At 60.6% G+C, this 11,947-nt stretch carries 9 protein-coding genes; 5 read left to right on the top strand and 4 right to left on the bottom strand.

The window, feature by feature from the left end; genetic code table 11:
• The first annotated feature begins 52 nt into the window (after positions 1-52).
• From glyQ to ACIOVD_RS27160, 4 genes are all read left to right on the top strand, one after another.
• A complete protein-coding gene (gene glyQ / locus ACIOVD_RS27175) occupies positions 53-964 on the top strand; it encodes a glycine--tRNA ligase subunit alpha (RefSeq protein ID WP_401131235.1) in 912 nt (303 codons plus the stop codon).
• Positions 961-3,015 (top strand): glycine--tRNA ligase subunit beta, encoded by a 2,055-nt coding sequence (gene glyS, locus ACIOVD_RS27170; protein ID WP_401131233.1) that lies wholly within the window; start codon positions 961-963, stop codon positions 3,013-3,015. The genes glyQ and glyS overlap by 4 nt, the downstream gene beginning before the upstream one ends.
• Before the next feature lie 6 nt (positions 3,016-3,021).
• Positions 3,022-3,555 carry a D-glycero-beta-D-manno-heptose 1,7-bisphosphate 7-phosphatase gene (gene gmhB, locus ACIOVD_RS27165; protein WP_159992944.1) on the top strand — a complete coding sequence of 178 codons (534 nt, stop codon included), beginning with the start codon at positions 3,022-3,024 and terminating at the stop codon, positions 3,553-3,555.
• Between the two features lie 84 nt (positions 3,556-3,639).
• The gene (locus tag ACIOVD_RS27160; RefSeq protein ID WP_095165082.1) at positions 3,640-4,410 is read left to right on the top strand and encodes a 1-acyl-sn-glycerol-3-phosphate acyltransferase; all 771 of its coding nucleotides are present in this window, start codon (positions 3,640-3,642) and stop codon (positions 4,408-4,410) included.
• Between the two features lie 177 nt (positions 4,411-4,587).
• On the opposite strand, the gene ACIOVD_RS27155 is transcribed toward ACIOVD_RS27160, so the two are convergent.
• The 3 genes from ACIOVD_RS27155 to ACIOVD_RS27145 form a co-directional block, all read right to left on the bottom strand.
• Positions 4,588-6,894 carry a CHASE2 domain-containing protein gene (locus ACIOVD_RS27155; protein ID WP_401131230.1) on the bottom strand — a complete coding sequence of 769 codons (2,307 nt, stop codon included), beginning with the start codon at positions 6,892-6,894 and terminating at the stop codon, positions 4,588-4,590.
• Positions 6,895-6,912: 18 nt separating this feature from the next.
• Positions 6,913-7,896, bottom strand: a complete 984-nt coding sequence (locus ACIOVD_RS27150; RefSeq protein ID WP_401131228.1) for a FecR domain-containing protein — start codon at positions 7,894-7,896, stop codon at positions 6,913-6,915.
• A gap of 371 nt (positions 7,897-8,267) precedes the next feature.
• On the bottom strand, positions 8,268-8,558 hold the full coding sequence (locus ACIOVD_RS27145; protein WP_401131226.1) for a hypothetical protein: 291 nt from the start codon (positions 8,556-8,558) through the stop codon (positions 8,268-8,270).
• Between the two features lie 190 nt (positions 8,559-8,748).
• Between ACIOVD_RS27145 and ACIOVD_RS27140 the strand changes: the two genes are divergently transcribed.
• Positions 8,749-9,459, top strand: coding sequence for a response regulator transcription factor (locus ACIOVD_RS27140; protein WP_095165078.1), 711 nt, complete (start codon positions 8,749-8,751; stop codon positions 9,457-9,459).
• A 68-nt stretch (positions 9,460-9,527) separates the two neighbouring features.
• On the opposite strand, the gene gyrB is transcribed toward ACIOVD_RS27140, so the two are convergent.
• Entirely contained in the window at positions 9,528-11,945 is a 2,418-nt protein-coding gene (gyrB, locus tag ACIOVD_RS27135) for a DNA topoisomerase (ATP-hydrolyzing) subunit B (protein WP_095165077.1), read from the bottom strand.
• Positions 11,946-11,947 lie beyond the last annotated feature (2 nt).

Below are 11,947 nucleotides of genomic sequence, written 5' to 3'. Positions count from 1 at the left end.
AATGAAAATCCATACCAAAACTAACCAAGACAATCGAAAAAACAAATAATATATACACAACATCAAGAAATACTGGGCCCAGCAAGGTTGTGTGGTACTTCAGCCCTACGATATGGAAGTAGGCGCCGGCACTTTCCATACCGCCACGTTCCTGCGCGCCATCGGCCCGGAAACCTGGAACGCCGCTTATGTGCAGCCCAGTCGTCGCCCGACTGACGGCCGCTACGGCGAAAACCCGAACCGTCTGCAGCACTACTACCAGTTCCAGGTAGTCCTGAAGCCGAACCCGGACAACTTCCAGGAGCTGTACCTGGGCTCCCTCAAGCACGTGGGCCTGGATCCGCTGGTGCACGACATCCGTTTCGTCGAAGACAACTGGGAATCGCCGACCCTCGGCGCCTGGGGTCTGGGCTGGGAAGTTTGGCTCAACGGCATGGAAGTGACCCAATTCACTTACTTCCAGCAGGCGGGCGGCATCGAGTGCTACCCGGTGACCGGCGAAATCACCTACGGCCTCGAGCGCCTGGCCATGTACCTGCAAGGCGTGGACTCGGTCTATGACCTGGTCTGGGCTGACGGCCCGATGGGCAAGGTGACCTACGGCGACGTGTTCCACCAGAACGAGGTGGAGCAGTCGACCTACAACTTCGAGCACGCCAACGTCGAGAAGCTGTTCGAACTGTTCGACTTCTACGAAAGCGAAGCCAAGCGCCTGATCGAACTCGACCAGCCGCTGCCGCTGCCAAGCTACGAAATGGTGTTGAAGGCCTCGCACACCTTCAACCTGCTGGATGCGCGCCGGGCGATCTCGGTGACCGCGCGTCAGCAATACATCCTGCGTGTGCGCACCCTGGCGCGTTCCGTTGCGCAAGCCTACCTGCTGGCGCGCGCCAAGCTGGGCTTCCCGATGGCGACACCGGACCTGCGTGATGAAGTACTGGCCAAGCTGGAGGCTGCACAATGAGTGCGCAAGATTTCCTGGTTGAACTGGGCACCGAAGAACTGCCACCCAAGGCCCTGAACACCCTGGCCGAGGCCTTCCTGGCCGGTATCGACAAGGGCCTGCAAGCTGCGGGCCTGGGCTATGAAGCCAAGCAGGTCTACGCCGCGCCACGGCGCCTGGCCGTGCTGATCAGCGCGCTGGCGACCCAGCAACCGGATCGCAGCATCAACCTCGACGGCCCGCCACGCCAGGCCGCGTTCGATGCCGAAGGCAACCCGACCCAGGCCGCCCTGGGTTTTGCCAAGAAGTGCGGTGTCGAGCTGAGCGAAATCGACCAGAGCGGCCCGAAACTGCGTTTCAGCCAGGTGATCAAGGGCAAGCCAACCGCCAGCCTGCTGCCGACCATCGTCGAAGATTCGCTCAATGACCTGCCGATTCCCAAGCGCATGCGCTGGGGTGCCCGCAAGGAAGAGTTCGTCCGTCCGACCCAATGGCTGGTCATGCTGCTGGGTGACCAGGTCATCGACTGCACCATCCTGGCCCAGAAGGCCGGTCGCGATTCCCGTGGTCACCGCTTCCACCACCCGGAAAACGTGCGCATCGGTTCGCCGGCAAGCTACCTGACCGACCTGCGTGCCGCCTACGTGCTGGCTGACGCCAACGAGCGCCGCGAGATCATCAGCAAGCGCACCGAAGAGCTGGCCACCCGCCAGGAAGGCACGGCGATCGTTCCGCCGGCGCTGCTCGACGAAGTGACCGCGCTGGTCGAATGGCCAGTGCCGCTGGTGTGCTCGTTCGAAGAACGTTTCCTCGACGTGCCGCAAGAAGCCCTGATCACCACCATGCAGGACAACCAGAAGTACTTCTGCCTGCTGGATGCCGACGGCAAGTTGCTGCCACGCTTCATTACCGTGGCCAACATCGAGAGCAAAGACCCGCAGCAGATCATCGACGGTAACGAGAAAGTGGTTCGCCCACGCCTGACCGATGCCGAATTCTTCTTCAAGCAAGACAAGAAGCAGAAACTCGAAGACTTCAACCTGCGCCTGCAGAACGTGGTGTTCCAGGAAAAACTGGGCAGCGTCTACGACAAGGCCGAGCGCGTTTCCAAGCTCGCCGCCTTCATCGCCCCGCACATTGGCGGCAACGCTCAATGGGCTGCGCGCGCGGGTCTGTTGTCCAAGTGCGACCTGGCGACCGAAATGGTCGGTGAGTTCCCGGAGATGCAAGGCGTCGCCGGTTACTACTACGCCCTCAACGATGGCGAGCCAGAAGACGTTGCCCTGGCCCTGAACGAGCAGTACATGCCGCGCGGTGCTGGCGCCGAGCTGCCGAGCACCCTGACCGGTGCGGCTGTGGCGATCGCCGACAAACTCGATACCCTGGTCGGCATCTTCGGTATCGGCATGCTGCCAACCGGCAGCAAAGACCCGTATGCCCTGCGCCGTGCAGCGCTGGGCGTGTTGCGCATCCTGATCGACAAGAAGCTGGAACTCGACCTGACCGACGCCGTGGCCTTCGCCGTGGCAGCCTTCGGGGCCAAGGTCAAGTCCGCAGGCCTGGCTGACTCGGTGCTGGAGTTCATCTTCGACCGCCTGCGTGCGCGTTACGAAGACGAAGGCGTGGACGTGGCTACCTACCTGTCGGTGCGTGCCCTGAACCCGGGTTCGGCGCTGGACTTCGATCAACGCGTGCAGGCGGTACAAGCCTTCCGTCAGTTGCCTGAAGCCGCCGCCCTGGCCGCGGTGAACAAGCGCGTGTCGAACCTGCTGAGCAAGCTCGAAGGCAGCGTACCGACCACGGTTGAGGCCAAGTACTTCGACAACGCCAACGAGTTCTCCCTGTACTCGGCGATCCAGCAAGCGGACCAGGCTGTGCAGCCAATGGCCGCCGCTCGCCAGTACCGTGAAGCACTGGCGCGCCTGGCAGCCCTGCGCGAGCCAGTGGATGCGTTCTTCGAAGCAGTAATGGTCAATGCCGAAGACGCCAACGTGCGGGCTAACCGTTACGCACTGCTGGCACGCTTGCGTGGCCTGTTCCTGGGCGTTGCCGACATTTCGTTGCTGGGGTAAGACCGTTTGAAACTGCTGATTCTCGATCGGGACGGGGTGATCAATCATGACTCCGACGCTTACATCAAGTCGGTGGCGGAGTGGATTCCACTGCCGGGATCGATCGCAGCCATCGCGCAGTTGAGCAAGGCCGGCTGGACGGTAGCGGTTGCTACCAACCAGTCGGGCATCGCTCGTGGCTATTACGATGTCGCCACCCTGGACGCCATGCATGCGCGCTTGCGTACGCTGGTGGCCGAGCAGGGTGGCGAACTCGGCCTGATCGTCTACTGCCCCCACGGGCCGGACGCAGGCTGTGACTGTCGCAAGCCGAAACCCGGCATGCTAAAAACCATTGCCGCACATTACGACGTGCCGCTGACGGGCCTGTGGTTCGTCGGCGACAGTCTCAGTGACCTGGAGGCGGCAAAAGCCGTCGACTCTCAGCCAGTCTTGGTAAAAACCGGTAAAGGCGCAAAGACTCAGGGCAAGACCCTGCCGGCAGGCACTTTGATTTTTGACGATCTGGCGGCGATTGCCGCAGAACTTATCAACAACTAGGGCGATTCTGACTTCCTGACCAAGGACTGTTCGGGAGCGCGCTTTATAGAAGGCGGGCACTGACCCGCAACGGTAATCGCGACCATGTCGATCTTGCAGGCAATCAGAACCTTTCTTTTTTACCTGCTGCTGGGCACCAGTTCGTTGCTGTGGTGCAGCCTGAGCTTTTTCATCGCGCCTTTCCTGCCGTTCAAGGCACGCTACCGTTTCATCAACGTCTACTGGTGCCGCTGCGCGTTGTGGCTGAGCAAGGTGTTCCTGGGCATCCGCTATGAAGTCAAAGGCGCCGAGAACGTCCCGGACCAGCCGTGCGTGATCCTGTCGAACCACCAGAGCACCTGGGAGACCTTCTTTCTCTCCGCGTACTTCGAGCCCTTGAGCCAAGTGCTCAAGCGCGAGTTGCTGTTCGTGCCGTTCTTCGGCTGGGCAATGGCCATGCTGCGCCCGATCGCCATCGACCGCGACAACCCGAAGGCCGCCCTCAAGCATGTCGCCAAGAAGGGTGACGAACTGCTCAAGGACAAGGTCTGGGTGCTGATCTTCCCGGAAGGCACCCGCGTACCGTTTGGTACTGTCGGCAAGTTCTCCCGGGGCGGTACGGCGCTGGCGGTCAACGCCCAGTTGCCGGTGCTGCCGATTGCGCACAACGCTGGCAAGTTCTGGCCGAAAACCGGCTGGGCGAAGAAGCCGGGGGTTATCACCGTGGTCATCGGCGCGCCAATGTACGCCGAAGGCAGCGGACCACGGGCCGTTGCCGAGTTGAACGACCGCGCTGCCGCATGGAATGAGCAGACCCAGCGCGACATGGGCTCACTGCCGCCACTGTCCGCTGCGGTGGATAAACAAGCGCAGTGATTCTGTGGATAACCTGTGCACGGATTTCCTGCTGAATGCTTTATTCTTTATCTAACTCAATGATTTATATGCATATTTCTTAAGCTGATAAAACGCCGTAAAACGTGCATAAGTTTTCCCAGTGATAAAAAAACCGGCCATGGATGCCGGTTTTTTTATGCCCGTTCGAACCACCAATCAATCCTCCAGTAACGGCAACTCAACCCGGAAAGTCGTGCCCTCGGCGACCCGGCTTTGACAGAGGATCCGCCCGCCATGGCGATCCACTACCGCCTTGACCATCGACAGCCCCAGGCCCAAGCCTTCACTGCCCTGCGAGGATGCAAAGCGCCGGTACTGGCTGAACAGTTCGGGTAGCTCCTCAGCCGCGATACCCTGGCCCTGGTCACTGATCTCACAGCTGAGCCAGCCCTGTGCACAACTGACCCGCAGCCGTACCTGGCTCCCGGCCGGACTGTACTTGATGGCGTTCTCCAACAGATTGAACAGGGCCCGGGTCAGCAGCGACTGGTCCGCCAGCACCATGCCTTCGGCTTCGTCATCCAGGTCATGCAGCAGCTCGATCTGTTTCAGCTGGGCGCTGCTCATGGCTTGATCGAATGCGTCGAGCACCAACATTGCAAACATGCTCGGCGCGAACTGATAGGCCTCCGATTCCGCCTTGGCCAGTTGTACGAAGGCTTCGGTCAGGCCCAGGGCCTTGCGCACCTGTAGCTCGATCTGACTGTGCAGGTGCGGGTCCGCGCTGCCTTGTTGATGCTGCACGTCGAGCAGGGCCAGGATCGCCGAGTGCGGCGCACGCAGATCATGGGAAAGAAAGCGCAGCAGCACCGCGCGCTGTTCCTCGGCCTCACGCTCAAGGCTCAGGTCGGTCAGGCTGAGCAGCCAGCCAATCGCCACGCCGCCTTCAGCCGGCAGCAGCGGCTCCAGCTCCAGCCGCAGACTGCGTCCCTGGTGGTCGCGAAACTCGCTGCTGCCCAGGGTCGAAACCGCCGGCAAAGCCCCTTCCTGCAGCCCTGGATAACCTAGTCCGGCCAGGCGGGCCACCAGTGGCTCACCCACCAGGTCATCGGCGAACAGCGCGCGGGCATTGCGGTTGGCCAACAGCACTTGGCCATCCGGTCCGCTGATCAAGGTCGCCACTGGCAAGTACTCCAGGCCATCGGCAATAAACCGACGAGTATCGCGGGTGCGACTCATGGCCTGTTCCAGGGCGACAATCTGTCCCTGAAGTACATCGCCAGCCGGGGCCGCTGTACGACGGCGCTCGGGGAATACCTTGGGTTCGTTATCCAGCCTCTCCAGTTCCCAGCCGAAATAGGCGAGTACCGCATTCAGGCGGCGCCAGTTCCAGATCAGATAGCCCAGTAACATCCCCAGCAGGCTGGCCATCGGCGACCACCACCATCCTGCCCGCAGCAATAACGCAGAGACCAGCAGGGCACTCGCCATGCCGCCCAGGGTCAACCACAGCGCGCGCCGCGGCCGGAACAGCAGCAGGGCCAGCAGTCCGGCAACCAGGGCTGTGGATAAACTCAGCGTCCAGCCATTGCCCAGCACCAGGATGCTGCGCTTTTGCAGCAGGCCGTTGAGTAGATTGGCCTGGATCTCGATGCCCGGTGTGGTGCCGAGGCTCGCTGACTGTGGTGTCACATAGCGGTCGCCCAGGCCCGGCGCGGTGGACCCGATCAGAATCAAGCGGTCGCGCAACAGTTGCGCTGGCACGTCCCCACGCAACACGCTGGCGTAAGGCACTGTGGGAAATCCACCAGGCTGGCTGATGAACGGAATACGCACGCTATTGGCCCGTTGCCAGCCTTGCACCGTCTGCGGCGCAGACGAGCCGGGCAGGGCGGCAGGAGCGTCGGTGCTCGCTTGGTAGAGCAGCCACGCCAATTGCGCTCGCAGTTGCGGCGCCGGACCTTCACGCAGGTAGACACTGCGTACCTTGCCGTCAGCGTCCGCTTCGGCATTGATGTGTCCGACCCCTTTGGCGCATTGGCTCAAGGGTGCCACGGGTTCGATCTCACCCAGTGGTTGGTCAAAGCGAGCGGCCCCTTCGCGCAGCAACGGAATGTACACATTGCCGGCCCGGCAGAGTGCCTGGGCCAGGCGCTGGTCATTCTCGGGGGAGGGGTCCGGCTCGCTGAAGATCACATCGAACAACACGCCCTTGGGCTCGGCCGCGGTCAACCGGTCGAGCAGGTCGGCGTGCACGGTCCGCGGCCAGGGCCACTTGCCGAGTTGCTGCAGGCTGAAGTCGTCGATGGTCACGATGAGAATGCGCGGGTCGACCGGCAGCGGGCTCAAGCGTCGCAGGTTGTCGTACAGCAAGTTGCTCAGGGTCAGGCCGTGGCTCAGGGACAATACCGCCGTCAGCGGCAGCAGGATCAGGCTGACCCCTAGCCATTCGCGGACCATTCGCCGAAACAATCGCTGCGCCTGGGTCGGCTCGCGACCTTCCTTCCTTGGCCAGCGCGTCATCGGCCCATCGCCGCGGCGCTATTGGACCCGTGAGGGGCTGGGGTAATAGAAGATGTCATATACCCCGGTTTCTCCTTCAAGCCCCTGCTGATCGAATGCCGAGAGCCGAACGTGATAATAAAACGCCTTCAATCCGCTGAAATTGATCTCTGGCGTAGCGGAAAACTGTTCCTGCTTGATGTTCATGAACCCGGTATCGGTGGCGACCTGGGCCCGATAACGCGTGGCGCCTTCCAGCGGTTTCATGATCAATTTCCAGACCGGTGTCGGGCCCGTCTGCCCGGCCTGGCCGAGCAATCGAGGAGCCGGAAGCAGGTCACTGGGAGTCAACTTGCCTTCCTTCTGGATGCGCAGCCCCTGGCGAGCCATGACCTGTACTTCATCATCCGCGCGGGCAACGGGCAAGGGTTTGCCCGCAGGTTTTTTCGCCAGCTCATCCCGGTCCACGGCCACCTGGCCATTGAGCACCTCGAGCAGCGAGTGCCCGGTAGCATCGTTGCGCACCCGAAAGTGGGTACCGCGAACGCCGAGCACACCTACCGGTGTGACGATCTGGAAACGATCATAGTCGCTGGCGCGCTTGATCACATAAGACTCGACCTGACCTTGTTGCAGAAGGACCTGAGGCACCTTGAGCTCATCGTTGAGGCTCAGGGTGACCTGGGAGCTGGAGGGCAGGACGATACGCGAGCCATCACCCAGGGACAGGCTGACAAAGGCTGTAGGAGAAGTCTTCACGCCTTCCTCCTCATCCACCGTCATGCCTTCCTCCAGCGCCACCTGCTGGCCCTTGCGATCAAGCTTCCAGGCTTCGCCCGTCAGGTGTTCGACCGTAGCGGGCAGCGGTTGGCCACGGCATTGCTGCTGGTCATCGATGTAGGGCAGGCGCTTGGCGCTGGAAGAGGCGGCAGTGGCGCTCTGGGTCAACGGACCGACCAGGCCTGCCACGAGCAACAGGCAAGTACCCAAGTGGCGACAGTGCAAGGAGGAGATTGGAGTCATGGGATTCGCTTTGGCGCATTTTCTGAAAATCTGTTCGAGCCGCTGAGTCAACAGCAGCACGCACCATACCTGACGGGGCGCTGCGCCAGGTAGGCAGATTTGCACAGACCTGAAGGGATTGAGGTGACACGTCCCTGTGTCGGCCGGATCTGCCAGGATCCAGCGTGGATCTTGAGCGGCTCCCTGTTTTCCCCCTGGACTGCAGACCGCAAGCGAACCGGCGATCGGCGGTCCCGCCAGGTTGGCGTCGACACTCCCTGTGTCGGAGCACTTCCGAATGCTCCATTGCCGCTCGACACTTACGAATTTACCTACACCAATGACCGAAAAGTCGATTCTGCATATTTGTTCAGAATTCTCCGTCCAGCCCTTCAGAACACCCAGCGCGGTTGGTCTTCCCGGGTTCGCAAACGCGTGCCCTGGTCGCCGTCCTCGGCGCCGCTGACCGGGGCAAAACCCCGTGAATCACTGAAGCCGACATTGATCACTGCCGGGCTGTAGTAGCGTGGCGGCTGCGCCACGGGCGCAGCCGCGGTGCTGGAGTTCACCGTGGGCGAAGCCATCCCCATACTGGTGAAAAATGCCAAACACAGGCACCGGGTCAGCACCACGCCCAAGGTCACCTTCGACATCCCGGCGCGAAGATCCAACCTGCTAACCATCGTTCCTTTCCTTGCGCCATCGAGTCAGATTTTGGCCAGTTACCGGCTAATTGATATCAGCGTAACCAGCCATCACTCGACCTGGAGCAAATCGCCATAATTGTTCAGATTCAACCAATCAGCCTAAACTCGCTCCGGCACGGCCTTGCCTTGCCCGTCCACACTTCACGAAATAAAGGAACGACCCCGAATGCGTGTCGCCATACTGGATGACGAACCCGCCGAGCTACGCCGGGTGGAACAGACACTGCGACAGATGCCGGAAGCCGGGGAAGACGCCTGGAGCTTGCACAGTTTCGAGCGCGGCGAGGAACTGTTGCGGCAACTGCGGCGCGAGACCTTTGACCTGTTGATCCTCGACTGGCAAGTGCCAGACCTCAGTGGCCTGGCGCTGTTGCGCTGGACGCGCGAGCACATGGAAGCCCCGCCGGCGGCGATCATGCTCACCAGCCGCGATGCCGAGAGCGATATTGTCCAGGCGCTTAACGCTGGGGCAGACGATTACCTCAGCAAACCCTTTCGCCCCAACGAGCTCAAGGCCCGGGTCAATGCGGTGCTGCGCCGCCATGGCGTGTTGCGCAACGCCGCCAGCGAAGTGCAGAGCTTCAACGACCTGGTGTTCGATGACGCCGAGCTCACGGTCACCCGTGCCGGTATCCCCATCAGTTGCACCGAGCGCGAGTACCGCCTGGCACGCTGCCTGTTCGCCAACCTGGGTCGACCGTTGTCCCGGGAATACCTGTACCAGCGATTCTGGACCCATGAAGAAATGGTCTCTTCCCGACCGCTGGACACCCATATCTACCGCTTGCGCAACAAGCTGGGGCTGACCGCCGACCGGGGTTGGCAACTGCTGACGATCTACGGTTACGGCTATCGACTGGAAAGCGTCAGCGCCTGAAACCAGCGAGCAATAAAAAAGGCCAACGCGATGCGTTGGCCTTTTTGTTTACTGCAGGAGAAACCGGATCAGAAGTCCAGGTTCGACACTGCCAGAGCGTTGCTTTCGATGAAGTCACGGCGTGGTTCGACCGCATCACCCATCAGGGTGTTGAAGATCTGGTCCGCGCCAATGGCGTCTTCGATGGTCACTTTGAGCATCCGGCGCTGTGCTGGGTCCATGGTGGTTTCCCACAGCTGATCCGGGTTCATCTCGCCCAGACCTTTGTAGCGCTGGATGGTATGGCGCTTGGTGCTTTCGTTCATCAGCCACTCAAGGGCTTCCTTGAACTCGGTGATGGCTTTCTTGCGCTCGCCACGCTGGATGTACGCACCGTCGTCCAGCAGGGTGCTCAGTTGCGCGCCCAGGGAGACCACGGTCTTGTAGTCATTACTGCCGAAGAAGTCGCGGTTGAAAGTGACGTAGTTCGACAGGCCGTGGGAGATCAGTTCGACCTCCGGCAGCCAGACGTTACGCTCACGGTCTTCACGCAGACTGGCCTTGTAGACCAGGCCCGATTTCTCGACGGTCCGCAGACGTACTTCGTACTGGGCCAGCCAATCCTGCATCGCTGCGTGATCGGACAACTGCTCCATGCTCACTGCCGGCAGGTAGATGAAGTGCTCAGTCAACTCCTGCGGGTACAGGCGCGACAGACGCTTGAGGGTCTTCATCACCAGGCGGAAGTCATTCACCAAGCGCTCAAGGGCCTCACCGGAGATACCCGGGGCGTCCTCGTTCAGGTGCAGGCTCGCATCTTCCAGGGCCGACTGCGTCATGTACTCTTCCATGGCGTCGTCGTCTTTGATGTACTGCTCTTGCTTGCCTTTCTTCACCTTGTACAACGGCGGCTGGGCAATGTAGATGTAGCCACGCTCGATCAGCTCCGGCAACTGACGGAAGAAGAAGGTCAGCAGCAGGGTACGGATGTGCGAACCGTCGACGTCAGCATCGGTCATGATGATGATGTTGTGATAACGCAACTTGTCGATGTTGTACTCGTCACGGCCGATACCGCAGCCCAGCGCGGTAATCAAGGTGCCCACTTCCTGGGAAGAGATCATCTTGTCGAAGCGTGCCTTCTCCACGTTGAGGATCTTGCCCTTGAGCGGCAGGATGGCCTGGGTGCGACGGTTACGACCCTGCTTGGCGGAACCGCCAGCAGAGTCACCTTCCACCAGGTACAGTTCGGAGAGGGCAGGGTCTTTTTCCTGGCAGTCCGCCAGTTTGCCCGGCAGGCCGGCGATATCCAGCGCACCTTTACGACGCGTCATCTCACGAGCTTTACGCGCCGCTTCACGGGCACGGGCGGCGTCGATCATCTTGCCGACTACCAGCTTGGCTTCGTTCGGGTTTTCCAGCAGGAAGTCCGAGAAGTACTTGCCCATTTCCTGTTCGACCGCGGTCTTCACTTCGGAAGAAACCAGCTTGTCCTTGGTCTGGGAACTGAACTTCGGATCCGGCACTTTCACCGAAATGATTGCGGTCAGGCCTTCACGCGCATCGTCACCAGTGGTGGCGACTTTGTGCTTCTTGGCCAAGCCTTCGGCTTCGATGTAGGTGTTCAGGTTACGCGTCAGCGCGGAGCGGAAACCCACCAGGTGAGTGCCGCCATCGCGCTGGGGAATGTTGTTGGTGAAGCACAACAGGTTCTCGTTGAAGCTGTCGTTCCACTGCAGGGCGATTTCCACGCCAATGCCGTCTTCACGCTGGATGTTGAAGTGGAACACCTGGTTGACCGCAGTCTTGTTGGTGTTCAGGTATTCAACGAACGCACGCAGGCCGCCTTCGTACTTGAACAGCTCTTCCTTGCCGCTGCGCTCGTCCTTGAGGACGATACCCACACCGGAGTTGAGGAACGACAGTTCACGAATCCGCTTGGCCAGGATGTCCCAGCTGAAGTGGATATTCTTGAAGGTTTCAGCCGATGGCTTGAAGTGGATCTGGGTACCGGTGGTCTCGCTTTCGCCAACGATCTTCATCGGCTCCTGCGGAACGCCGTGCACGTAGGTCTGTTCCCAGATCTTGCCGCTACGGCGAACGGTCAGGATCAGTTCTTCAGACAGTGCGTTCACTACCGACACACCTACACCGTGCAGACCGCCGGATACTTTGTAGGAGTTGTCGTCGAATTTACCGCCAGCGTGCAGCACGGTCATGATGACCTCGGCTGCCGAAACGCCTTCTTCTTTGTGCACGTCTACCGGAATGCCGCGACCGTTGTCGCGTACGGTGATCGATTCATCAGGGTGGATGATGATGCTGATGTCGTCGCAATGGCCAGCCAAAGCTTCGTCGATCGAGTTATCGACCACCTCGAACACCATGTGGTGCAGACCGCTGCCATCGTCTGTGTCACCAATGTACATACCGGGACGTTTGCGTACGGCATCCAGGCCTTTCAGCACTTTAATGCTCGTTGAGTCGTACGTATTTTCTTCGCTCATGC

Origin of the sequence: Pseudomonas sp. NPDC087626 (assembly GCF_044743405.1) — a bacterium.
Taxonomy (GTDB): Bacteria; Pseudomonadota; Gammaproteobacteria; order Pseudomonadales; family Pseudomonadaceae; genus Aquipseudomonas.
This window is presented reverse-complemented; position numbering and strand designations above follow the sequence as displayed.